A 23,956-nucleotide genomic window follows, 5' to 3' on the forward strand; every position below is an offset into this window, starting at 1 on the left:
GTCTGCGACAATGACGCCTAATAAAGGCTTATCACTGATCTCATCGCTGATGGAGGATGATGTGCAGAAAAGTACCGGTTTTATCGCCAATATCGATATCTGCAAAGAGTACGATGCGCGTTATGCCACCGATGAAGTGCATTACGAAACCTTTGCCGGGCTTGCGGCCTTTTTTGGTCGCGATATGCAGGTGCACTGGCACGATCGTTACTTCCAGGTGCATTTTCTGGAGACCGGCAAGATTGAGCTGCAACTGGACAGCCAGCACTATTCGGTGCAGGCACCATTGTTTATCCTCACGCCGCCCTCGGTGCCGCATGCGTTTTTCACCGAGCCGGACAGTGACGGCCACGTGCTGACAGTGCGTCAGGAGTTGATCTGGCCGCTGCTGGAACGGCTGTACCCTGGCAGCAACCTGGCGCTGGACATGCCGGGTATTTGCCTATCGATGGCCGATGCACCGCAAGAGCTGACGGCGCTCAGCCATTACTGGGCGCTGGTCCGCCGCGAATTCAGCCAGCGCCTGGCCGGTCGCGAACAAACGCTGGCGCTGCTGGCGCAGGCGGTGTTCACCCTGCTGTTACGCAATGCATCGCTGGAAGACTCTGCCGCCAGTGGAGTACGTGGTGAGCTGAAATTATTCCAGCGTTTCAACAAGATGGTGGACGAACGCTTCCGCGATCACCTGCCGGTGCCGGACTATGCCCAGGCGCTGGGCGTCACCGAGTCACGGCTCAATGACCTGTGTCGGCGTTTCGCCAATCAGCCTCCCAAACGACTGATATTCGATCGCTTGTTGCGTGAAGCCAAACGCATGCTGCTGTTTAGCGCCTGCACGGTGCATGAAACCGCTTATAGCCTGGGTTTTAAGGATCCGGCTTATTTCGCCCGTTTTTTCAATCGGCTGGAAGGTTGTTCCCCCTCGAGCTACCGCGCCGCACAACATCCCCTTTCGTAAGCTGGATCACAGTTTGCAGCGATAGTGGCTAAGCTTGCCTGAAAAGTACCGGCGATTGCCGCAAAAGTCTCTTCTCGAAATCGGCGTTGGGGGCTTCAATTAAGCAACCAAAAGAAAACATTATTTTAACAAGTGGCCGGGTCCGCCGCCCATAAAATGCCGATTACGAGGAAGACTTAAATGAAACCTGAAGACTTTCGTGCTGACAACAAACGCCCGTTCACCGGTGACGAATACCTGAAGAGTTTGCAGGACGGCCGCGAAATTTATATCTATGGCGAGCGGGTGAAGGACGTTACCACCCATCCGGCATTCCGTAACGCGGCGGCCTCGGTCGGCCAGTTGTACGACTCGCTGCACGATCCGGTCAGCCAGGACCGTCTGTGCTGGGGCACCGATACCGGCAACGGCGGCTACACCCACAAATTCTTCCGTTACGCCCGCAGCCCGGATGAGTTGCGTCAACAGCGTGATGCCATCGCCGATTGGTCGCGTCAGAGCTATGGCTGGATGGGGCGCACCCCGGACTACAAGGCGGCTTTCGGATCTGCGTTGGGCGCTAACCCGGCGTTTTACGGCCAGTTCGCCGACAACGCGCGCCACTGGTACAAACGCATTCAGGAAACCGGTCTGTATTTTAACCACGCCATCGTCAACCCGCCGATCGACCGCCACAAGCCGGTCAACGAAGTGAAAGACGTATTTATTCAGGTGGAAAAGGAAACCGACGCCGGCATTATCGTCAGCGGTGCCAAGGTGGTCGCCACCAACTCGGCGCTGACCCACTACAACTTTATCGGCTTCGGCTCGGCTCAGGTAATGGGTGACAACCCGGACTTTGCGCTGATGTTTGTCGCACCTATGGATGCCGAAGGGGTGAAGTTGATTTCTCGCGCCTCCTATGAACTGGTCGCCGGTGCCACCGGATCGCCATTCGATTATCCGCTTTCGAGCCGTTTTGATGAGAACGATGCGATCCTGATTATGGATCATGTGCTGATCCCATGGGAAAACGTGCTGATCTATCGCGATTTCGATCGTTGCCGCCGCTGGAGCACCGAGGGTGGTTTCGCCCGCTTGTTCCCGCTGCAGGCCTGTGTTCGTCTGGCGGTGAAGATGGACTTTATTACCGCGCTGCTGCAAAAGAGCCTGGCCTGCACCGGTGTGCTGGAGTTCCGTGGCGTTCAGGCCGATCTTGGCGAAGTGGTGGCCTGGCGCAATCTGTTCTGGTCGCTGACCGATGCGATGTGCGCCGAGGCTACCAAGTGGGAAAACGGTGCCTATTTACCGGATTCCGCCGCGCTGCAGACTTATCGCGTGATGGCGCCGATGGCCTACGCCAAGGTGAAGAACATCATCGAAAAGAACGTCACCAGCGGCCTGATTTACCTGCCGTCCAGCGTGCGCGACATGAATAACCCGGAAATCGACAAATATCTGTCCCGCTATGTACGTGGCTCCAACGGGATGGATCATGTCGAACGCATCAAGATCCTCAAACTGATGTGGGATGCGATCGGCAGTGAGTTCGGCGGCCGTCATGAACTGTATGAGATCAACTACGCCGGCAGCCAGGACGAGATCCGCCTGCAATGCCTGCGTCAGGCGCAGGGATCCGGCACCATGGGCAAGATGATGGAAATGGTCGACAAATGCCTGTCCGACTATGACCAGCACGGCTGGAAAGTGCCGCATCTGCATAATAATGACGATATTAATCAGTTGGATAAACTGCTTAAGTGATCCGAAAGGAGGTTTGTATGTCTCAGGAAAATGAACACCGTCTGCTGTTTCGCGACGCCATGGCCAGCCTGTCCGCCGCGGTGAATATCGTCACCACCGACGGCCCGGCAGGACGCTGCGGTATTACCGCCACCGCAGTGTGCTCGGTGACCGATACGCCGCCAACGCTGCTGGTGTGCATTAACCGCAACAGCGCGATGAACCCGGTTTTCCAGGCCAACCAACGGCTGTGCGTCAACGTGTTGAATCATGAGCAGGAGCTGATCGCACGCCACTTTGCCGGTATGACCGAGGTCAGCATGGAAGAGCGTTTCCGTCTGGATGACTGGCAGAGTGGCGCACTGGGGCAGCCGGTGTTGCGTAACACGCTGGCCAGCCTGGAAGGGGAGATCGAGCAGATCCAAAGCATCGGCACCCATCAGGTGTATCTGGTGCAGATCCGCAAGATCGTAGTCAGTGCCGCCGGTAACGGCCTGATCTACTTCAAGCGTAACTTCCATCCGGTGATGCACGAAAGGCTGGCTCTGGCCTGAAGATTGTGGGGGCGCAGTTCACTGCTGCGCCCGATAACATCAACTTTTATTCGCCGCCAAATCACTCACCAGTCGGTTCACCGGATCGCTCATGTTGGTGAACTTGCTCAGCTCCGAGCGGGTCACCACCACAAATACCCCAACGTTTTTCTGCGGGATCATCGCCATATAGGTAATAAAGCCACCACCACCACCGGTTTTCTGAATAATCCCCGGCAGTTCGCCGTTCGGTGCCATATACACCCAGCCCAGACCCAGCGCACTGGCTTCACCCGGTACGTCCATGCCTTTTAGCGACACTAGATCGTTGCGCTGGAAGTACATGGTCTGTTCGCTGGCGGCGGTCGATTTACGTGCCCCCGAGACGTTGGAGCTAAGGAATTGTTGCATCCAGCGCTGCATGTCGCGTGGGGTGGAGTAAACGCCACCGCTACCGGCCGCGGCGGTGGTATCACGGCAGGCACTCGGGCCGGCGGAAGCCACCATCAGGCGTGAGCACTGTTCGGCACTTGGGGTCAGAGTGGTGTCAACCATGCCGAGCGGCGCGGTGATTTTTTCCTTCAGCAGCGCGGTGTAAGGCTTGCCTGCTGCACGCGACAGCGCATCCGCCAGCAGATCATACGCCAGGTTGGAATAGGAGGCGCGCACGCCCGGTGGCACCGTAACATTGGCATGTTCCAGCCACTGCCAGCGCTGTGCTTTGGTCGGCCAGGTAAAGACCGGCGTTTTCGGCGGCTTCTTGCCCGGCTGTTCACGCGGCAGGGCGCTGGTGTGGGTTGCCAGGTTCAGCAAAGTGATCGGTTGGCGAGCGTTATAAGCCGGTACGTAAGCCCCCTGTGGGGCATATTTGCGCAGCGGATCGTTGAGTTTGACCCGGCCTTCCGCCGCCATCTTGACCATCACTTCACTGGTCATCAGTTTGGTGATGGAGGCGATGCGGATCAGCGAGTCCGGGCGCGGACGCAGGTTATTACCCGGTTTGGTATCACCGAAACTGCGGTTAACCACCTGGTTACCGTCGATCACCACTAGCGCCATACCGGTGGCACCGCTGTTATAGAAAATATGTTCGGCATACTGGTCGACGATTTGCGAAGCCAGCTGCGGGGCGGCGGCCTGCGCGGCCAGCGGGGCGGCACAAAGGCCGAGCGCCAGCAATGAAGCGGAGAAAGAGTTCTTCAACGGTGGTTATCCATTTTAAAAGGCAACAGGGAGAGGCCGTGGCCGCAGTATGACCCGGTCTTTTCTGTTGTCAGTGTAATGTGCCTCGGCCCTGGCTGCATGTGGAAAAAAGAGCGGTTTGATAAATAATTTTCTGCCGCCCTGGTGTCGCCGGATCGCCCTATTGCGCGCGGGTGAAAATGGCTATCACTTCGTCCAGATGGGCTTTCATCGCTTTACGCGCACCGCGCACGTCACGCGCCTCGATCGCCGCCAGAATGGCCTGATGTTCCTGTTCGGAGCGGTGTGACATATCGTCCGGCGTATAGTTGCGTTGCAACACGCGGAACATGCTGCCATATCGGTGTCCGAGCAGGTGGCCGATGATAAATGCGTAGGCCGGGTTGCCGCTGGCCTGGGCGATGCGGATATGGAACAGGCGGTCGCCGGGGTGGGTGGCCGAGCCTTCACGGTTATCACGGCAGTTTTGTTCGTAGGCGGTACGGATACCCGCCAATTCCTGTTCGGTAGCATGGCGTGCCGCCAGCGCGGCGGTTTCCGGTTCGATCAATAAACGGGTTTGCAGCAACGAAAATGGCGGCAGTTCGGCATTAAAATCCAGCTCGATATTCAACTCATCGTCGATTTCCGCCCACTGACCGCGCCCGGCCTGTGCCATCACCGGCTCCTGCGAAACCATGGTCGGCGTTTGTGCCCGGACAATCACCCCATTGCCGACTTTGACATCCACCAGACCAATCACTTCGAGCGCGATCAGCGCCTCACGCACGGAGGCGCGGCTGACCTGTAACTGCTGGGCCAGATCGCGCTCGGACGGCAGGCGGCTGCCTGGAGGAAATTCGTTATTATCGATGAGCCGCTTCAATTGGTCGGCTATCTGTCTGTAAATACGTGGGTTTTCCAGTCGGGTGATCGGCATTTTTTACCTTGGTCTGTCCGATGTTAAGTGATGTTGCGCACAAATATTGCTCAAGCCGCTTGAGTAATGGTTAATCAAGTGTAAAAAAATGGTTAATCAAAATGCTGTTTTAAGTGTGTCTCATCACATTATCACCAAACCATAACGCGTAAAGCGTCTTTTGTCATGTTAAAGGCCTGACCTTTAACCGCCTTTAATGGCCTGACCATTAGGCCTTTGGGCCAAGGGAGATAAAATGAATTTAACCGGAAAACGCGTACTGATCACCGCTGCGGGTCAGGGGATTGGCTTTAGCACCGCGAGACTGTTTGCCGATGCGGGGGCCGAGGTGATCGCCACCGATATCAACACCGACCAGCTGCAGGGGCTGGCCGGTATTCAGCCGATGACGCTGAACGTCACCGATCCCGTAGTGATCGCTGCGGCTGCGGAAACTCTCGGACCTGTCGACGTGTTGTTCAATTGTGCCGGTGTGGTGCATAGCGGCTCGATCCTCGAGTGCAGCGAACAGCAGTGGGCGTTCGCCCTCGATCTGAATGTGACGGCGATGTTCCGCATGATCCGTGCCTTTCTGCCCGGCATGCTGGCACGCAAAAACGGTTCGATTATCAATATGTCGTCGGTCGCCTCCAGCGTGAAGGGGGTACCGAACCGCTTTGCCTACAGCGCCACCAAGGCGGCAGTGATTGGCCTGACGCGGTCGGTAGCGGCGGACTACGTCACCCAGGGCATCCGTTGCAACGCCATTTGTCCCGGTACGGTGGAATCGCCGTCGTTGCGCCAGCGCATAGCCGAGCAGGCACGCGAGCAGGACCTTAGCGAAGAAGAGGTGTATCAGGCGTTTGTTGCCCGTCAGCCGATTGGCCGCATCGGCACCACCGACGAGATTGCCCAGTTGGCGCTGTATCTGGCGTCCGACGCCAGTTCCTATACCACAGGTACGGTACAGATTATCGATGGCGGTTGGAGTAACTGAGGAATAGGCCAGCAGGCTGTTGCGTTTGCCATTTTGAGATTGGGCAGTGCTCGGACTCCTCACGTACTCCGTGTACGCTCCGGGGCCTGCGCGCTGTCCGCACTCAAACTGCCTACACTCACGACGTCTGGTGACCCATTCCTCCACTTTCCTGGAGAGGACTGAATGAAACTTTTACGTTATGGCGTACCGGGGCAGGAACGCCCAGGGATATTGGACACTGAGGGTCAGATCCGTGACCTCTCGCAGCACATCGCCGATCTCAGTGGTGACGCACTGTTGCCTGCCACGTTGGACCAACTGCGCGCGCTGGACATCAATCAATTGCCGAAGGTGGCTGGACAGCCGCGTTTGGGGGCCTGTGTGGGCCACATCGGCAAGTTTATCTGCATTGGTCTCAATTACGCCGACCATGCGGCGGAAACCGGCGCAGCGATCCCCTCTGAGCCAGTGGTGTTCAGCAAGTGGACCAGTGCGGTGGTCGGGCCGAACGATCGGGTGCAGATCCCGCGAGACTCGCTCAAGACCGATTGGGAAGTGGAACTGGGGGTGATCATTGGTCAGGGCGGGCGCTATATCAGCGAGCAGGACGCGATGCAGCACGTTGCCGGTTACTGCGTAATTAACGACGTCTCGGAGCGTGAATTCCAAATCGAACGCGGCGGCACCTGGGACAAAGGCAAGGGGTGTGACACCTTTGGCCCCACCGGCCCCTGGCTGGTGACTGCCGATGAAATTGCCGATCCCCATAGCCTGAATCTGTGGCTGGAAGTGGACGGCAAACGCTATCAGGACGGCAATACCCGCACCATGATTTTCCGCATTCCACAAATTATCAGCTATCTGAGCCGCTTTATGAGCCTGCAACCGGGTGATGTGATTTCTACCGGCACGCCGCCGGGCGTCGGCATGGGGCAAAAGCCCACACCTCTCTACCTGAAGGCCGGGCAGACGATGCGTCTGGGCATTGAGGGATTGGGTGAACAGCGTCAAACAACCGTACAAGCCTGATGGGGAGCATGCCATGACCACAATTACCGCACTGCGGGTTGAAGATATCCGCTTCCCCACCTCGCTGGCGCTGGAGGGATCCGACGCGATGAATCCGGATCCGGACTATTCGGCGGCTTACGTGATCCTGGAGACCGATCGCGACGATCTGACCGGCCACGGGCTGACCTTTACCATTGGCCGCGGCAATGAGATTTGCTGCGCGGCGATCCGTGCGCTGGAGCATCAGATCGTCGGGGTCCGGCTTGAAGAGATCACCACCGATATGGGGGCCTTCTGGCGGCGTTTTACCGGTGACAGCCAGTTACGCTGGATCGGCCCGGACAAGGGAGCGATCCACCTGGCGACCGGAGCGGTGATCAACGCGGTTTGGGATCTGTGGGCCAAGGCCGAGGGTAAACCGGTATGGCGGCTGGTGGCAGAGATGACGCCAGAGGAGCTGGTGCGCTGCATTGATTTTCGCTACATCACTGACTGCATTACGCCACAGGAAGCGCTTACCCTGCTCAAACAGCGGGCGCAAGGCAAGGAGCAGCGCCTGGAAAGGCTGCTTCAGGACGGCTACCCCTGCTATACCACCTCTGCCGGTTGGCTGGGTTACCCGGACGATAAGCTGCGCCGGTTGTGCCAGGAAGCGGTCGACGCCGGTTTCTCCTACCTGAAGCTGAAGGTCGGGCGCGATCTGGAAGATGATATCCGCCGGGTGCGCATCGCCCGCGAGGTGATCGGCCCCGATCGTCAACTGATGATCGACGCCAATCAGGTATGGGAAGTCAACGACGCCATTCCCTGGGTGAAGCACCTGGCGTTCGCCAAACCCTGGTTTATCGAAGAGCCGACCAGCCCGGATGATGTGGAAGGACACCGCCGTATCCGCGAGGGGGTGCATCCGGTCAAGGTGGCCACCGGCGAGATGTGCCAAAACCGCATCCTGTTCAAGCAGTTCATTATGCGCGAAGCGATTGACGTGGTGCAGATTGACGCCTGCCGTCTCGGTGGGGTCAACGAAGTGCTGGCGGTGATGCTGATGGCGGCCAAATACCATCTGCCGGTGTGTCCGCATGCCGGTGGCGTGGGGCTGTGCGAATACGTTCAGCATCTGTCGATGATCGACTACCTGTGCATTGCCGGTACCCACGATGGCCGGGTGATCGAATACGTCGATCATCTGCATGAACATTTTGTCCATCCCTGTGAGGTCAAGGGGGCGGCCTATATGCCACCGCTCAATCCCGGCTATTCGATTGAGATGCATGTGGCGTCGCTCGAACAGTACCGGTTCCGCGGTTGAACGGGAAACACGCCATGCTGCGTATCGATGCTCACCAACATTACTGGCATTACCATCCGCAACGCTATCCGTGGATCAGCGAGCAGATGACGGTGTTGCAACAGGATTTTGGCCCAAAGCAGCTCGCCCCCCTGCTGCAACAGCAGGGTTTTGACGGTGCGCTGGTGGTGCAGGCCCGGCAGTGCGAGCAGGAAACCCAGACGCTGCTGACACTGGCGCAGCAAAGCTGTGGTGTGTGCGGGGTGGTGGGTTGGCTGGACATCACCGCGCCGCAGCTACCGCAGCGGCTTGAGGAATGGCGCCAACAACCGCTGCTGCGCGGGTGGCGTCATCTGGTGCAAGACGAGCCGCAGCCGGACGCCTGGCTGGCGCGATCGGAGGTGCGACGCGGTATGCAGGCGTTGCAGCGACAGGGGTACGTTTACGACATTCTGGTCACTCATCGGCATTTGTCGGCGGCGGCGCAGTTTGCCGCTGAACACGACGATTACTGGCTGGTGCTGGATCATCTCGGCAAACCGGATATCGCCCAGGGGGCAGAACATTGGGCGCAGCAAATCAAACCCCTGGCAGCGTTGCCGCACGTGGTCTGCAAGCTTTCCGGGTTAATCACCGAAGTGCCTGGCGGCGATTGGCAGGCCTCTCAGCTATTGCCATTTTTTGAGGCGGCGCTGGAGGTGTTCGGTCCACAACGGCTGATGTTCGGTTCTGACTGGCCGGTGTGCCTGCTGGCGGGTGATTACGGCCAGGTTTATCAACTGAATGAGCAGGCCATCGCCACGCTGAGTCCTTCGCAGCAGGCGGAGATTTGGGGGGGCACGGCCTGCCGAATTTATGGGTTAACGGAGTCGGGTTATGGATCTGTATCTGAAAGATAAGGTGGTGATTGTTACCGGTGGCGGCTCCGGCATCGGTGCGGCTGTTTCCCAACTGCTGGCTGAAGAAGGGGCAATCCCGGTGATGGTCACTAACGCCATGCCGGAGGCCGAGTTTCTGGCGCAGCTGCGTCGCTTGCAGCCACGGAGCACGGTGATTATCACCGATTTGTGTGAAGAACAGCAGTGCCGGCGGGCGGTGGCGCAAACGCAGGAAACCTTTGGCCGTATCGATGCCTTGGTGAATAACGCCGGGGTTAACGATGGGGTAGGGCTGGAGGCCGGGCGTGAGGCCTTTGTCGGATCGCTGGAGAAAAACCTGATTCATTACTACCTGATGGCGTACCTGTGCCAGTCGGCGTTGCAAGCCGGCAAGGGGGCGATCGTCAATATCGCCTCCAAGACTGCTCTGAGCGGGCAGGGTGGCACCAGTGGCTATACCGCCGCCAAGGGCGCGGTGCTGGCATTGACACGCGAGTGGGCGGTGTCGCTGCGCCATGAAGGGGTACGGGTCAATGCGGTGGTACCGGCGGAGGTGATCACGCCGCAGTACCAACGCTGGATCAATACCTTTGAGCAGCCGGAGCAGCAGCTCGAGAAAATTACCGCGCGCATTCCTTTCGAACAGCGGATGACCACACCGCAGGAAATTGCCAACACTGTGGTGTTTTTGATTTCCTCGCGTTCGTCGCACACCACCGGACAGTGGCTGTCGGTGGACGGGGGTTATCTGCATCTTGACCGGGCGATCACATGAGTGGCGTGACGGGGACGGGGCAGCGCTTCTGTCAGGCGCTCGATCTGGTCGACTCACCGGCATTGATCGAGGAATACCTGGCCTATCACCAACGCATCTGGCCAGAAATTGCCACTCACCTGCGTGAGCACGGCATCCTGGATATGGAGATTTACCGACTGGGTACCCGGCTGTTCATGATTGTTGAAGTCAGTAGCGGATTCAATGCCGAGCGGTTTGACGCCGCCGGTTTGAGCAATCCCCACGTGCAGCGCTGGGAAGCCCTGATGTGGCACTACCAGGTGGCCACCCCCTGGACGCCGCAAGGCGAAAAATGGGTGGTAATGGAGCGGATATTCTCTTTGAAACAACAATAACTTACCCTACCGAGGATATATCAATGCTTGCTGAAAAAACTGCTGCCCCACCTCAGGTGGGTGCCAAGGCGACGGCCAATCTGCGCTGGGCTTTTATCCTGGTTACCAGCCTGTTCTTTATGTGGGGGCTGTCATATGGCCTGCTGGACGTATTAAATAAGCACTTTCAGGAAACGCTGCACGTGACCAAGGCGCAGTCGGGATTATTACAGGCAGCGTATTTCGGTGCCTACTTCCTGGTGGCGCTGCCTGCCGGCTATTTTATGGATAAAAAAGGCTACAAAGCCGGCATTCTGATCGGACTATGCCTGTATGCGCTGGGGGCATTGCTGTTTGTGCCGGCGGCTTCCGCCAACAGTTTTGGCATGTTCCTGTTCGCACTGTTTGTCATTGCCTGCGGGCTGGGTTGCCTGGAAACCGCCGCCAACCCTTACGCCACGGTATTGGGGGACGCACAGGGAGCGGAAAGACGCTTGAACCTTTCCCAGTCGTTTAACGGGTTAGGACAGTTTATCGGCCCGATGATCGGCGGCACGCTGTTTTTCTCTGCTACCCAGGGTGCTGGCAGCGGTGACCAAAGCGCGGTGAAGATGACCTATGTGGCGATCGCCGTGCTGGTGTTGCTGATTGCCTTTTTGTTCAGTCGCACCCGGTTACCGGACATTCGCGAGGAAGAACGGCCGGAGCACGGTGAAATTGCTCAGGGGTTGTGGCAGCACAAGCACTTTGTTGGCGGGGTGATCACCCAGTTCTTCTACGTGGCGGCACAGGTCGGTGTCGGCGCCTTCTTTATTAACTACGCCACCGAACACTGGAGCGACGTTTCCAACCAAAGCGCGTCCTATCTGCTCTCTATCGCCATGATTTGCTTTATGGTCGGGCGCTTTTTCAGTACCTGGCTGATGGGCAGGGTCAAACCGGCCACGCTGTTGATGGTTTACTCGCTGGTCAACATTGTGCTGTGCGGGGTCGTCATGCTCAGTATGGATGGCATCTCGGTGGTGGCGCTGATCGCCGTATTCTTCTTTATGTCGATCATGTTCCCGACCATTTTCGCCCTCGGGGTGAAAAACATGGGTAAACACACCAAGCGCGCCAGCTCCTTTATGATCATGGCGATTGTTGGCGGCGCCATCATGCCTTACTTTATGGGGGCGCTGGCGGACAGGTACAGCACGGCGTTGTCGTATTGTCTGCCACTGCTGTGCTTCGCCGTGGTGTTTGCTTACGGCTTGCAGCAGCGCCGCCGCTAAGCTCACAGCCCGCCGGCTTAGCCAGCGGTGGGCTGTATGATTTGGGCCAGTTTAATGTTATTGCGGCCGCTGTTTTTTGCTTGGTATAACGCGGCGTCGGCCGCCCGGATTGCCGAGGCGACATCCAGCTCGTGCAACACGGAAATTCCGGCACTGAGCGTGACCGTGGTGGTTTCAAACTGATTAAAGCGATGTGGGATTTTTAATCCCTGCACCCGCTGACGCACCCGCTCAGCCACCTGAGTGGCATAATCCTCGCTCACGTTGGTCAACAGCACCAGAAACTCTTCCCCACCGTAACGCACCACGATATCGCGTGAACGTACCGAATCGCGGATGGTGATGGCGACCTGCACCAGCGCCTGGTCACCCATGGTGTGGCCATAATTATCGTTATAAGCCTTGAAGTGATCGATATCGAGCAGTAGAACGAAATGGCTTTCTGACGCGGCTGCCGGCAACATATTGATTTTATTCTCCATGCCACGGCGGTTATAAAGCCCGGTTAAGGGATCGATCATGCTTAAATTGCTGAATCTGTCCCGTTCGTTATACAGATTAGCCACCAGCGTTTGAGTAAAGTGTTCACTGCGTTTAAGCATCAGGTGGTGGATAGAGAACGCGATAATCGGCAATACCGTGGTGAATACTATCCGCATGGTATTGTGCATACCGTCCAGTAATAGAATGACTAATGCGGACGGAACGGCGTGCAGGCAAAAGGCGATAAAGTTATCGGTTAAGGCAATGGCGCTGATAAAGAACATACTGAACAGGCTAATTAATAGAAAACTTTGGTTGTTCGGCGCACAGTGCTGACTTTTAAGGTAAATATGCGTTGCCCACAGCAGACCAAGAACGCAGGAAAATAGATTCAGTTTTCTGACATATAACCGCGGAGACTGGAGGGTAAATAATAGTGCCGCCAGACAAAATAGCGGTATACCTAATAAAGGCAGGGTAAAAGTGGGTTTGTTTTGAAACGGGACTAATAATGTAAATACGGAAGAGGCAGCGTTCATCAATAAAAATAAAAATAATGATAAGCGGTGTTTGCTGTTCAGCAGTTCCTGATAAGAACGCGCGTTCATCGGAGTTCACTCTTTACAATATCGATCTTTCGAAAAGGTAAGGTTGCGAAAAATTCTGTCGGTGGGAATTAAACACTCACATTGTATGGTTGTAGATTGTGATTATTAACATGCGAATTAGACTAAGAATTTTCTTATGGCAAATTATCATTTTTCAACCGCTATGTCATCCGCGTTTGAGCGCCGTGGCGGAAATGATGCGCAGTGAAAAAAAATGTTATATGATATTAGTTATCATTATCACTTGAAGGGTAGGGTTATCATGATTGCAGCCATGATTACCGCGTGTGGGTTGTGGGGCGTCAGTTGGTGCCTGGGTAACCGTTTGGCCAGCGCCTGGGGCGTTTTACTGCCCTGCGCCTTGATGCCGTTACTGGCATTGATCAACCTGGATATGATGCAATTGCGCACGCTGATTGTGATTGCCATGCTGGCCACCCTGGTGATGCTGTTCAATAGTCGCTGGCGTCACTACCTGCTGCTGCCTTCCTGCATGGCGCTGGCCGGCGGACTGGCTGCTATCGGTCTGAACTTCAATCTGGGCTGAAAACGCAAAAACCACGCTTTCGCGTGTTCATCATCGTTCAATTGGGGATTGCTTTGGGGATATTACCGGAGAGAGTTATCGATTGGTGCGAAGAGAGGGACTTGAACCCTCACGTCCGTAAGAACACTAACACCTGAAGCTAGCGCGTCTACCAATTCCGCCACCTTCGCACAGCCGATATCTTTATTTTGCTTTCGATTTATATCACCAGCTTGGTGCGAAGAGAGGGACTTGAACCCTCACGTCCGTAAGAACACTAACACCTGAAGCTAGCGCGTCTACCAATTCCGCCACCTTCGCATTGATGCTGTGCAATATAAATCATGTGGTTATTTGGTGCGAAGAGAGGGACTTGAACCCTCACGTCCGTAAGGACACTAACACCTGAAGCTAGCGCGTCTACCAATTCCGCCACCTTCGCATTCCAAGAAACATTACCGGAGTAACGTACCACGGAGGCGAATTCTAGAGATTTTGGTGGGGACGTCAATAGTTATTTCCCCTGTTTGCGGGTGTTTGCTGGAAAAACGTCCGTTTTGGGCGGTTGATACTGTTCAAACAGCCAAATCAGCCAGTCAATCAATACTCTGACCCGGGGCGCAAGGAAACGACCGGGGGGATACATGATGTAAATTGGCATTGGCGGCGGCGGGGTTTCCGCCAACACTTCGACTAATTCCCCCTTCTGCAACCAGGGGGCCAGCGAGTAGTGTGCCGCCTGTATCAGACCCATGCCAGCGCGACAGCCGCTGGTGTAGGCATCGGCACCGCTGACGCTCAGCCTGGCGGGCAATTCGCGCAATTCCACTTTGCCGTTGCGGCAAAACTCCAGCGGGTAATTACGATTACTGGCGAGGGAAAAATAGCCTACCGTCTGATGCTGCTGCAACTGGTCAATCGACTGGGGGACGCCGAACGTGGCCAGATAGCCGGGAGAGGCGCAGGTTAACTGGGGCAACATGGCGATGCGCCGTGCCACCAGGCTGTCATCTTCGGTTTCCCAGGCACGCAGTACACAATCGACTCCCTCGCGCAGCAGATCAACATGAGTATCGTTGGCGCCCAACGCCAGAGTCAGATCCGGATAGCGTTGGTAAAAGTCATCCAGAGCGGGGATCACGATTTCACGCGCCAGCGAATGGGGCATATCAATGCGTACCTTGCCAGAAGGCTGCAGTTTATGGTGGCTGAACAGCGTGTCTGCTTCTTCCAGCGCTCCCAGCAACTGCACGCAGCGCTGATAATAAAGCGTGCCTTCGCTGGTCACCTGTACCTGACGGGTAGTGCGGATCAACAAACGGACGCCGAGGCGCTGCTCGAGCCGTTTGAGCGCATTACTGACCGTGGCACGCGGTAACTGCAAACGCTCGGCTGCGCGGCTGAAACTGCCCAGTTCGACGATGCGGGTGAAAATGCGCATGGCCTGGATCTGATCCATTTTGCCGCTCCGTATTGTTAGCGATTTTTGAATAGTGATGTGCAATCTGCATTATTTATCTTTTCAGGGTAAACAACCAGACTCAGTTGTACCAGCACTCCGCTGATGAAAACCGCATGAGGGCAACACAATGCAACAACGTCAATTAGGTCCCAATGGCCCGACCGTTTCTGCCCTGGGGCTGGGCTGTATGGGGATGAGTGATTTCTATTCGACGGCTCAGGATGAGAAAGAGGCTATCGCCACACTGCACCGGGCATTGGAGCTGGGGGTCACCCTGCTCGATACCGCCGACATGTACGGCCCGCACACCAACGAACAGCTGATTGGTAAAGCGATCAAGGGCAAACGGCAGCAGGTCTTCCTGGCCACCAAATTTGGCATCCTGCGCGATCCGGCCGATCCCGACGCCCGGGGCGTCAGCAGTCGGCCGGAGTATATCCGTCGTTCGGTAGAAGGCAGCCTGCAGCGGCTTGGGGTTGAGGTGATAGATCTTTATTACCAGCATCGTGTGGATCCAGAAGTGCCGATCGAAGAGGTGGTGGGCACAATGGCAGACCTGATCAGCGAAGGTAAAATCCGTTACATCGGGTTGAGTGAGGCTTCGGTCGCTACGCTGGAGCGTGCGCATAAGGTGCATCCGATAACCGCATTGCAGACCGAGTATTCAATGTGGACGCGTGATGCTGAACAAGGGGTATTGGCGGCCTGTGAACGTTTAGGAATTGGTTTTGTACCTTACAGCCCGTTAGGGCGAGGTTTTCTTACCGGAGCTATTCAACGGCCGGAAGATCTGGACGCCGACGACTTCCGCCGCAGCAACCCGCGTTTCCAGGGGGAAAACTTTGCCCGCAATCTGGAACTGGTGGCGAAAGTGACTGAATTGGCCAAACAGAAAGGCGTAGCACCTTCACAGCTGGCATTGGCGTGGGTATTGGCGCAAGGCGAACATATTGTGCCGATCCCGGGGACCAAGCGCCGTCGTTATCTGGAAGAGAACATTGCGGCGGTCGAACTGACGCTGAGCCAGACGGAACTGGCGGCGATTGAGGCGGTGTTCCCGTTGCAGGCGGCGGCAGGCGCACGCTATGGCGCAGAATCGATGACCTATATCAACGGATGAAAAAAAGGGCGCGGCGTGTGAACGCTGCGCCCTGATCCCCGATTTTTGCGGGTCGGAGTGACTTATTTTTTCTTTTTCGGATCGCGTGGCGGACGGCCGACCGTCGCCTGATACACCTTGAAGCGGCCGTTTTGTGCCAGCACTTCATGGCTGCCGAAGGTGGCGTCCAGAATATCCGGGTAAGGCAGGAAGGCGTTGGCCACGATGCGCAGACGACCGCCGATAGGCAGGTGCTTTAACGCACCGCGGATCAGGGTTTCCGCCGCCGTCAGGCTGGTTTGCAGCCCGTCATGGAACGGTGGGTTGGAGATGATCAGGTCGAAACGGCCGGTAATGTCGGAATAGACGTTACTGACGATCACTTCGCCTTCAATGCCGTTGGCGGCCAGCGTCGCGCGGCTCGATTCAATGGCTGCGGCGTTGACGTCGCTGAGGGTCAGCTTCATTTTTGGCGACAGTTTGGACAGCACCGAGGCCATCACACCGGCACCGCAGCCCACGTCCAGCACTTTGCCTTTCATGTGTTTATCCAGCGTTGACAGCAGCAGTGAGCTACCGACATCCAGCGCGTCGCGGCTGAACACGCCCGGCAGGGTTTTCACTTCCAGATCGTGCAACTGATAGCTTTCCCACCAGTCTTCCAGGTTGAATTCGGTCTGGGTGTCCAGGCGACCGTGATACAGGCCACAGCGGCGGGCGCTGTCGATTTTCACAAGCCGGGCGTAGTCTTCCACCATCTGATCGGCGCTGCGCACACCGCTGCGGTTCTCACCGATCACGAACACGTCGACACCTACCGGCAGCAGTGCCAGAATGTTGCACAGCTGGAATTGCGCTTCCTGTTTGCTCTTCGGCCAGTAGTAGATCAGCGTATCGCACTCGGCGACGAACGCAGCGTCTACGGTCAGGCCGTACTGCACGTTGTCACCCATCGCCCGGTTCAGTAACTGCCAGTGATGGTATTGCTGGGTATGGACACGCACATCCGCGGCCTCAAATTGGGCCGGCAGGGCGTCCTGCAGGTCACCGGCGAACAGAACGCGGCGTTCGATAAACTCATCACTGTGGCGCAGCATGACTTCACTGGCGGGGGTTAATGCAGACATCAGGTTTTGGCTCCTAGAAATTAGACCGGGGATTATAGAGCTTTGTGGCGATATGTTCGACGGGTTTATGCCCAATAGCTTTCTGGCTCCAGCAAGGCGGCGATCGAGAGAGCTCCCGGGAGCTGAGATAACTCAGTGACTGGGATGAGCGAGGGAAGCCAACGCCGCTGCTGCCTGAAAGATGAAGGGGATGTTGGCGCAGGCCGCGCGGGTTTGTTAGCATAGCGCGGCGCATGGCAGGCATGGCGCACCACAACGGGTAGATCCTGACAGGAATCGGAATGGCATCAAAACGCGACTGGCTGTTACAACAACTGGGTATTACGCAGTGGACATTGCGCCGCCCGGGCGTGTTGCAGGGCGAAGTGGCAATCAGTCTGCCGCCCGAGGTGCGTTTACTGGTTGTGGCGCAGGCCTTGCCCGAGCATAACGATCCGCTGTTTTGCGACGTGCTGCGCAGCCTGGGGCTGACCCCGGCGCAAATCTATGGTCTGACGCCGGATCAGGTGGCGATGTTGCCTGAGGATACCAAATGCAACAGTTGGCGGCTGGGCGTTGCACCGCAGCTTGCGGTGGCCGGCGCGCAGCTATACAGCCCGGCACTGGCCGAGCTTTCTCTCGATGCGAGTGCCAAACGCGCACTCTGGCAGCAGATTTGTCATCATGAACAAGATTTCTACCCTGACCGCGGCCGACCTGGCCACAGCCTTCACGATTGAGCAAGCCAGCCACGCCTTTCCCTGGACACAAGCTACCTTTGCCAGTAATCAGGGCGATCGCTACCTTAATCTGAAACTGGAAGCCGACGGGCAGATGGCGGGATTTGCCATCACCCAAATCGTGCTGGATGAAGCCACGTTGTTCAATATCGCCATTCATCCCGATTGGCAACGCCAGGGTTTTGGCCGTCAATTGCTGGAAGCGCTGATTGAACAACTGGAACCCCGTGGCGTGTTTACGCTGTGGCTGGAAGTGCGTGCCTCTAACCGTGCGGCCATCGCGCTGTACGAAGATCTCGGCTTTAATGAAGTGACCATCCGCCGTAACTATTACCCTGCTGCCCATGGGCGCGAAGACGCGATCGTGATGGCGCTGCCGTTGGCATAGCGAACATCTCGGTCCTAACTTTTCCGCTGGTAAAAGCATTGATTGTCACCGGTTGGTAAATCAGCGAAAATGCCCGGCTATTATCTTTTATTTACCGCTTTGCCTGGCGCCGTGCGCGGCGCGTTCTGATGCTTTCGCAGGGCGGACTAACTGTAGAATCTGAAAACATGCCTCCTAGTGAATTTGCCCGCGAAGTCTCGAAAAGAAGAACTTTCGCCATCATCTCGCACCCCGATGCCGGTAAAACGACCATTACCGAAAAGGTGTTGTTATTCGGACAGGCTATCCAGACCGCCGGTACGGTAAAGGGCCGCGGCTCAAGTCAGCATGCGAAATCCGACTGGATGGAAATGGAAAAGCAGCGTGGGATCTCAATCACCACCTCGGTGATGCAGTTTCCGTATCGTGAATGCTTGGTTAACCTGCTGGATACCCCGGGGCACGAAGACTTCTCTGAAGATACCTATCGCACCCTGACCGCAGTCGACTGCTGTCTGATGGTGATCGACGCCGCCAAAGGGGTTGAGGATCGTACCCGCAAGCTGATGGAAGTTACCCGTCTGCGCGATACGCCGATCCTGACCTTTATGAACAAATTGGACCGCGATATCCGCGATCCGATGGAAGTGATGGATGAAGTGGAGCGCGAGCTGAAAATCGCCTGTTCACCGATCACCTGGCCTATCGGCTGCGGCAAGCTGTTTAAAGGGGTTTATCACCTGTACAAGGATGAAACCTACCTCTATCAGACCGGTAAAGGCCACACCATCCAGGAAGTGCGTATTGTCAAAGGGTTGGATAACCCGGAACTGGACGCCGCCGTGGGTGAAGACCTGGCCGCGCAGCTGCGTGAAGAGCTGGAACTGGTACAGGGCGCATCCCACGAGTTCGATCATGAAGCTTTCCTGAGCGGTGAGTTGACGCCGGTATTCTTCGGTACCGCTTTGGGTAACTTCGGTGTGGACCATATGCTTGACGGCCTGGTGGCCTGGGCTCCAGCGCCGATGCCGCGTCAAAGCAGCACGCGTGAAGTGGTAGCGGCGGAAGAGAAATTCAGCGGTTTCGTGTTCAAGATCCAGGCCAATATGGATCCTAAACACCGTGACCGCGTGGCCTTTATGCGTGTGGTCTCCGGCCGCTACGAGAAAGGCATGAAGCTGCGCCAGGTGCGCACCGGTAAAGACGTGGTGATCTCCGACGCCCTGACCTTTATGGCGGGTGACCGTTCGCACGTCGAAGAGGCTTATCCGGGCGATATTATTGGTCTGCATAACCACGGCACCATTCAGATCGGCGATACCTTCACCCAAGGTGAAGACATGAAATTCACCGGTATTCCGAACTTCGCACCGGAGCTGTTCCGTCGCATTCGTCTGCGCGATCCGCTGAAGCAAAAACAGCTGCTTAAAGGCCTGGTGCAACTTTCTGAAGAAGGGGCGGTGCAGGTATTCCGTCCGATCGCCAGCAACGATTTGATCGTCGGTGCGGTCGGTGTGCTGCAGTTCGAGGTGGTGGTTGCACGCCTGAAAAGCGAATACAACGTGGAAGCCTTGTACGAGTCGGTCAACGTTTCGACCGCCCGTTGGGTGGAATGCAGCGATGTGAAGAAGTTTGAAGAGTTCAAGCGCAAGTGTGAGCTTAACCTGGCACTGGACGGCGGCGACAACCTGTCTTATATCGCGCCAACCATGGTTAACCTGAATATCACCCAGGAACGCTACCCTGAAGTGGTGTTCCGCAAAACACGTGAGCACTAACAGAACAGCAGAGCGCCTTAGGGCGCCCTCAGACTGATGACAAACCTCATTCCTGCCCAGAGCGAGTAGAGGTCGATAAATAAAAATCAGGAAAATCAATTTATTGATTTTCGGCTGTTCACCACAAAGCAGGAAAAACCACGCTTTTTCCTGCTTTGTCAGCAACCTAAGGGCGCCCTGACTCATCCCCCTCCACAGTCTGCTAATTAGTTAACCTCTCTCACCAGTTATTGCATTTCTCATTGCTAACCGTTTTGCCGGGCAGCGCCTGCTTTTTTTGCTATATGGTCTATATTTAACAGGGCATAACCTATCAGGTAAGCGTAATTCACTGCTTTTTTTCATAACTGCAGTGAGTTATTCGGAGCTGTTGCCAATCAGAGACAGTGTGATGTCATGTAAATCAATAACATAGCGGCAACATGGATTTTACTGATGTGTTTTGTCGTCAATAGGCGACATTTATTAGCGTAAAATCTAAGCGTTATTAATTTTGTTATTGATTTTAAATGATTTTTTAAGATTGGCACAGCCGTTGCAATACTCCTGATGTGGCAACAATCGTTTAGCGTGAATGTTTGAACGTATAGAAATCGTGAAGTATTACTGAGTGGGCCGCGTTATGGCGGCTGAAGGATCCGTAACCATTTTGGATCCACAACCAAAGGAAGAGATCGATGAAAAATACTAAATTTGCACAATCACTGATGGCTGTTGTTTTGGGTTCCGTTCTGGTTAGTGGCAGCGCGCTGGCTGAAGACACCATGCTCAATAAAGCGTCAAGTGCCGCTGATAGCGCGGGTGCCAAAATCGATAGCTCCATGAAAAAAGTTGACGGCTACATGGATGACAGCGCAACAACGGCTAAAGTTAAAACTGCGTTGGTTGATGACAAAACCATCGCCAGCTCTGATATCTCGGTGAAAACTGAAAAAGGCACCGTCACCCTGAGTGGTTTCGTCGGCAGCCAGGCGCAGGCCGAGCACGCGGTTGAAGTGGCCGGTAAGGTGGAAGGCGTCAAATCCGTCAGCGACAAGCTGCACGTGAAAGACGAAAGCAAGCAGTCCATAAAGGCCTATGCCGGTGATACTGCGACGACCAGCGAACTGAAGGCCAAACTGCTGGCCGATGACATTGTTCCGTCGCGTAACGTGAAAGTAGAAACCACCGACGGTGTGGTACAGCTTTCCGGTGAAGTGAAAACTCAGGCGCAGTCAGAACGTGCTGAAAGCATTGCCAAGGCTATCGACGGTGTGAAAAGCGTTAAAAACGACCTGGTCGTTAAGCCATAAATTTTTTAGCAAGCGTAACAACAAGCACCAAATCCTGGGTTAGCCGTGAGGCTAGCCCAGGATGCACCATCAAAAAAAGAAACTGACCTGTAGTCTGGTTGCGCCCGAGAAGGGCACGGATTGCGATGCGTTTTTTCACTATGGTAAGGAGAAGCTTATGTTTCGTTGGGGCATTATCTTTTTAGTCATCGCATTGATTGCTGCAGCATTAGGTTTTGGTTCACTGGCGGGTACCGCCGCCTGGGCTGCAAAAATCGTCTTCGTCGTAGGGATCATTCTGTTCCTGGTCAGCCTGTTTACCGGCCGCCGACGCCCTTAGCTTTATCCTCAAAGTGTAACAAAGCTTAATCTGTTTTCTCGCAGTAGGGAGGTCAGTCATGAACAGCGACATTATCCTCGGACGCTGGAAACAGCTGAAGGGCCGGGTGTGTCAGAGGTTGGCGCAGTGGTCTGACAGCGACTGCATCTGGCTGATGGGCAGCAATGATTGCCTCTCTGGTGTACTGCAAGAGGATTACGGAAGAGAGCAAGACAAGGTATCCTCGGGTAAAACGTCTCACTGAGGATGCAGGGTTGGGATACAGAATACCCATCACGCTCGGCAATATCGAACCGCTGGCGTATAAACCTTACCGGCCTGGTAAAATGGCGCTGGTATGTGAAGGGGGCGGGCAGCGCGGCATTTTTACTGCCGGCGTGCTGGACGAATTCCAGCGTGCCCGTTTTAATCCTTTTGATCTGATGATCGGCACTTCTGCCGGCGCGCAAAACCTCTCGGCTTTTATTTGTGGCCAGATGGGCTACGCGCGACGGGTGATCACCCGCTACACCACTTCCGCTGAATTCTTTAACCCGTTGCGCTTTGTGCGCGGCGGGCATCTTATCGATCTCGACTGGCTGCTCGATACCACTACCCAACAGCTACCGCTGGCGATGGACGTTGCGGAAAAAAGCCTGATTGATGGCCGTGAATTCCTGATGTGTGCCTGCCGCAGTGATGACTTCGAACCGACCTACCTGCCCGCGCAACGCGAAAGCTGGCTGCCGGCCATCAAAGCATCCAGCGCCATCCCCGGTTTTTATCGCATGGGCGTGGAGTTGGACGGCGTCAGCTATCAGGATGGCGGCATCAGCGATGCGATCCCGGTTGAAGAAGCCTATCGCCGTGGCGCGGATACCATCGTGGTGATCCGCACCGTGCCGTCGCAGATGTACTACACGCCGCAGTGGATGAAACGCATGGAGCACTGGCTGAGCGAAAGCAGCCTGCAGCAGATGGTGCGCATCCTGCAACACCACGAGCAAAGTTACCACCGCATCCAGCAGTTTATTGAGAAGCCGCCCGGCAAGCTGCGCATCTTCGAGATTTTCCCGCCGAAACCGTTAGCCAGTAATGCTCTGGGGAGTCGTGTCACGTCGCTCAATCAGGACTATCACCTGGGCCGTAAGTGCGGGCGCTACTTCCTGGCGACCGTTGGCCACTGGCTGGTAGAGCAGGACAAACTGGACGGCATGAAGGTGACAAAGGCGCTGTCACGCCGTTTGATCCAACCGGAAAACGTGATCATGCCTTCACCGATCATTACCGACATCAGCCATCCGCGTGATCTTGCCAATCCGTCGGAAGCCAAGTTGGCGGCGATGGACATTATTTTGCCGGGCGAAGTACCACCGGGCGAGGGGGGCCTGCTGTGATGCACGACTTCACCGACACCCACTGCCATTTCGATTTCCCACCCTTTAGCGATCATGAGCCTGAAAGCCTGGCACTGGCGGAGCAAGCGGGTGTGCGAAGGATTATCGTACCTACGGTGACCGCCGATCGTTTTGTGCGGGTGTTAAAGCTGGCACGCGATTATCCACCGCTGTTTGCCGCCCTGGGGCTACACCCGCTGTATATTGCCAAGCACCATGAACCGGAGCTGGAGCAACTGGCAGAATTCCTGGCCAGCCAACCGCCGAAGCTGGTGGCGGTGGGGGAGATTGGCCTCGATCTGTATATGGCAAACCCGCAGTTCGAACGGCAACAGCGGGTGTTAACCGCGCAATTGAAGCTGGCAAAGCAATATGATTTGCCGGTGATCCTGCATTCGCGCCGCAGTCACGATCAACTGGCGGCAATGCTGCGTCGCACCGAAGTGCCGCGGCGTGGTGTAGTACATGGCTTTGCCGGCAGCCTGTCGCAGGCGCAGGCGTTTATTCGCTTGGGGTATTACATTGGCGTAGGGGGCACCATCAGCTATGAGCGGGCGCAGAAAACCCGCAATGTGATGGCCCAACTGCCACTGACCTCGCTGTTATTGGAAACCGATGCGCCTGATATGCCGCTGGCCGGTTACCAGGGCCAACCCAACCGCCCCGAGCGCGCGGTGGAAGTGTTCCATGCGCTGTGCCAACTGCGCTGTGAATCCCCGGATGAGATTGCCGCCCATCTGCAACACAACACTCACGCCTTATTTACTCTCTGAGCGTTAAAATGCGACTTAAACGTGATGAATGTCACGTTATAAGATTTTCATTTGCTTCCTGTTGTATACATTTGTGACATAAATCGGTGCGGGTATCCTCTCGCTCCGTATAATCGCACCCCGAAATCACTCATAAGCAACCCTCGCGGTACAACCGGACAGGGATGCATTTC

Annotated in this window: 25 protein-coding genes and 3 tRNA genes; 20 read left to right on the plus strand and 8 right to left on the minus strand. The window is 55.9% G+C overall.

What is annotated here, in order from left to right:
* Positions 1–49 precede the first annotated feature (49 nt).
* From hpaA to hpaC, 3 genes are all read left to right on the plus strand, one after another.
* Positions 50–958, plus strand: coding sequence for a 4-hydroxyphenylacetate catabolism regulatory protein HpaA (hpaA, locus tag ACUTQ5_RS11015; protein WP_445651469.1), 909 nt, complete (start codon positions 50–52; stop codon positions 956–958).
* A 180-nt stretch (positions 959–1,138) separates the two neighbouring features.
* Positions 1,139–2,701 carry a 4-hydroxyphenylacetate 3-monooxygenase, oxygenase component gene (gene hpaB / locus ACUTQ5_RS11020; protein WP_445651279.1) on the plus strand — a complete coding sequence of 521 codons (1,563 nt, stop codon included), beginning with the start codon at positions 1,139–1,141 and terminating at the stop codon, positions 2,699–2,701.
* Positions 2,702–2,718: 17 nt separating this feature from the next.
* Positions 2,719–3,234: a 4-hydroxyphenylacetate 3-monooxygenase, reductase component gene (hpaC, locus tag ACUTQ5_RS11025; RefSeq protein ID WP_445651280.1), complete on the plus strand. Its 516-nt coding sequence runs from the start codon at positions 2,719–2,721 to the stop codon at positions 3,232–3,234.
* 39 nt (positions 3,235–3,273) lie between these two features.
* Here hpaC and ampH read toward each other — a convergent pair whose 3' ends face one another.
* Together ampH and ACUTQ5_RS11035 are read right to left on the minus strand one after the other, a co-directional pair.
* Positions 3,274–4,416, minus strand: a complete 1,143-nt coding sequence (gene ampH, locus ACUTQ5_RS11030; RefSeq protein ID WP_261431783.1) for a D-alanyl-D-alanine-carboxypeptidase/endopeptidase AmpH — start codon at positions 4,414–4,416, stop codon at positions 3,274–3,276.
* A gap of 160 nt (positions 4,417–4,576) precedes the next feature.
* A complete protein-coding gene (locus tag ACUTQ5_RS11035) occupies positions 4,577–5,335 on the minus strand; it encodes a FadR/GntR family transcriptional regulator (protein WP_445651281.1) in 759 nt (252 codons plus the stop codon).
* Between the two features lie 235 nt (positions 5,336–5,570).
* On the opposite strand from ACUTQ5_RS11035, the gene ACUTQ5_RS11040 reads away from it, so the two are divergent.
* From ACUTQ5_RS11040 to fucP, 7 genes are all read left to right on the plus strand, one after another.
* The gene (locus ACUTQ5_RS11040) at positions 5,571–6,311 is read left to right on the plus strand and encodes an SDR family oxidoreductase (protein WP_445651282.1); all 741 of its coding nucleotides are present in this window, start codon (positions 5,571–5,573) and stop codon (positions 6,309–6,311) included.
* Between the two features lie 165 nt (positions 6,312–6,476).
* Complete coding sequence (locus tag ACUTQ5_RS11045; protein WP_445651283.1) at positions 6,477–7,322, plus strand: fumarylacetoacetate hydrolase family protein; 846 nt, start codon at positions 6,477–6,479, stop codon at positions 7,320–7,322.
* 13 nt (positions 7,323–7,335) lie between these two features.
* Complete coding sequence (locus ACUTQ5_RS11050) at positions 7,336–8,613, plus strand: L-fuconate dehydratase (RefSeq protein WP_445651284.1); 1,278 nt, start codon at positions 7,336–7,338, stop codon at positions 8,611–8,613.
* 14 nt (positions 8,614–8,627) lie between these two features.
* Entirely contained in the window at positions 8,628–9,491 is an 864-nt protein-coding gene (locus tag ACUTQ5_RS11055) for an amidohydrolase family protein (RefSeq protein ID WP_445651285.1), read from the plus strand.
* Positions 9,469–10,245, plus strand: coding sequence for an SDR family oxidoreductase (locus ACUTQ5_RS11060; RefSeq protein WP_445651286.1), 777 nt, complete (start codon positions 9,469–9,471; stop codon positions 10,243–10,245). The genes ACUTQ5_RS11055 and ACUTQ5_RS11060 overlap by 23 nt, the downstream gene beginning before the upstream one ends.
* Positions 10,242–10,601, plus strand: a complete 360-nt coding sequence (locus ACUTQ5_RS11065; RefSeq protein ID WP_445651287.1) for an L-rhamnose mutarotase — start codon at positions 10,242–10,244, stop codon at positions 10,599–10,601. The genes ACUTQ5_RS11060 and ACUTQ5_RS11065 overlap by 4 nt, the downstream gene beginning before the upstream one ends.
* Before the next feature lie 23 nt (positions 10,602–10,624).
* Positions 10,625–11,854, plus strand: coding sequence for an L-fucose:H+ symporter permease (fucP, locus tag ACUTQ5_RS11070; RefSeq protein ID WP_445651288.1), 1,230 nt, complete (start codon positions 10,625–10,627; stop codon positions 11,852–11,854).
* 17 nt (positions 11,855–11,871) lie between these two features.
* Here the strand turns inward: fucP and ACUTQ5_RS11075 are convergent, their stop codons facing one another.
* On the minus strand, positions 11,872–12,945 hold the full coding sequence (locus ACUTQ5_RS11075) for a GGDEF domain-containing protein (RefSeq protein WP_445651289.1): 1,074 nt from the start codon (positions 12,943–12,945) through the stop codon (positions 11,872–11,874).
* A gap of 262 nt (positions 12,946–13,207) precedes the next feature.
* Between ACUTQ5_RS11075 and ACUTQ5_RS11080 the strand changes: the two genes are divergently transcribed.
* A complete protein-coding gene (locus tag ACUTQ5_RS11080) occupies positions 13,208–13,492 on the plus strand; it encodes a DUF1435 domain-containing protein (protein ID WP_037424165.1) in 285 nt (94 codons plus the stop codon).
* 83 nt (positions 13,493–13,575) lie between these two features.
* Here ACUTQ5_RS11080 and ACUTQ5_RS11085 read toward each other — a convergent pair.
* From ACUTQ5_RS11085 to ACUTQ5_RS11100, 4 genes are all read right to left on the minus strand, one after another.
* Positions 13,576–13,662 (minus strand) — tRNA-Leu (locus ACUTQ5_RS11085).
* Between the two features lie 43 nt (positions 13,663–13,705).
* Positions 13,706–13,792: transfer RNA gene (locus ACUTQ5_RS11090), tRNA-Leu, on the minus strand.
* Between the two features lie 34 nt (positions 13,793–13,826).
* Positions 13,827–13,913: transfer RNA gene (locus ACUTQ5_RS11095), tRNA-Leu, on the minus strand.
* Between the two features lie 72 nt (positions 13,914–13,985).
* Positions 13,986–14,930 carry a LysR family transcriptional regulator gene (locus ACUTQ5_RS11100; protein WP_445651290.1) on the minus strand — a complete coding sequence of 315 codons (945 nt, stop codon included), beginning with the start codon at positions 14,928–14,930 and terminating at the stop codon, positions 13,986–13,988.
* Positions 14,931–15,060: 130 nt separating this feature from the next.
* On the opposite strand from ACUTQ5_RS11100, the gene ACUTQ5_RS11105 reads away from it, so the two are divergent.
* Positions 15,061–16,053 (plus strand): aldo/keto reductase, encoded by a 993-nt coding sequence (locus tag ACUTQ5_RS11105; RefSeq protein ID WP_445651291.1) that lies wholly within the window; start codon positions 15,061–15,063, stop codon positions 16,051–16,053.
* A gap of 62 nt (positions 16,054–16,115) precedes the next feature.
* Here the strand turns inward: ACUTQ5_RS11105 and rsmC are convergent, their stop codons facing one another.
* Positions 16,116–17,159 (minus strand): 16S rRNA (guanine(1207)-N(2))-methyltransferase RsmC, encoded by a 1,044-nt coding sequence (gene rsmC / locus ACUTQ5_RS11110; protein ID WP_445651292.1) that lies wholly within the window; start codon positions 17,157–17,159, stop codon positions 16,116–16,118.
* Between the two features lie 281 nt (positions 17,160–17,440).
* On the opposite strand from rsmC, the gene ACUTQ5_RS11115 reads away from it, so the two are divergent.
* From ACUTQ5_RS11115 to ACUTQ5_RS11150, 8 genes are all read left to right on the plus strand, one after another.
* The gene (locus tag ACUTQ5_RS11115) at positions 17,441–17,878 is read left to right on the plus strand and encodes a DNA polymerase III subunit psi (RefSeq protein WP_445651293.1); all 438 of its coding nucleotides are present in this window, start codon (positions 17,441–17,443) and stop codon (positions 17,876–17,878) included.
* Positions 17,823–18,266: a ribosomal protein S18-alanine N-acetyltransferase gene (rimI, locus tag ACUTQ5_RS11120; protein WP_445651294.1), complete on the plus strand. Its 444-nt coding sequence runs from the start codon at positions 17,823–17,825 to the stop codon at positions 18,264–18,266. Before ACUTQ5_RS11115 ends, rimI begins: the two co-directional genes overlap by 56 nt.
* Before the next feature lie 167 nt (positions 18,267–18,433).
* Positions 18,434–20,023: a peptide chain release factor 3 gene (gene prfC / locus ACUTQ5_RS11125; protein WP_445651295.1), complete on the plus strand. Its 1,590-nt coding sequence runs from the start codon at positions 18,434–18,436 to the stop codon at positions 20,021–20,023.
* Positions 20,024–20,700: 677 nt separating this feature from the next.
* Positions 20,701–21,315: a molecular chaperone OsmY gene (gene osmY, locus ACUTQ5_RS11130; protein WP_445651296.1), complete on the plus strand. Its 615-nt coding sequence runs from the start codon at positions 20,701–20,703 to the stop codon at positions 21,313–21,315.
* 157 nt (positions 21,316–21,472) lie between these two features.
* A complete protein-coding gene (locus tag ACUTQ5_RS11135) occupies positions 21,473–21,634 on the plus strand; it encodes a DUF1328 domain-containing protein (RefSeq protein ID WP_004857650.1) in 162 nt (53 codons plus the stop codon).
* 58 nt (positions 21,635–21,692) lie between these two features.
* Positions 21,693–21,878 (plus strand): CsbD family protein, encoded by a 186-nt coding sequence (locus ACUTQ5_RS11140; RefSeq protein WP_012005108.1) that lies wholly within the window; start codon positions 21,693–21,695, stop codon positions 21,876–21,878.
* A 10-nt stretch (positions 21,879–21,888) separates the two neighbouring features.
* On the plus strand, positions 21,889–23,010 hold the full coding sequence (locus tag ACUTQ5_RS11145; protein WP_445651297.1) for a patatin-like phospholipase family protein: 1,122 nt from the start codon (positions 21,889–21,891) through the stop codon (positions 23,008–23,010).
* Positions 23,007–23,783, plus strand: coding sequence for a TatD family hydrolase (locus ACUTQ5_RS11150; protein ID WP_445651298.1), 777 nt, complete (start codon positions 23,007–23,009; stop codon positions 23,781–23,783). The genes ACUTQ5_RS11145 and ACUTQ5_RS11150 overlap by 4 nt, the downstream gene beginning before the upstream one ends.
* Positions 23,784–23,956 lie beyond the last annotated feature (173 nt).

The organism is Serratia sp. NA_112.1, assembly GCF_052691715.1.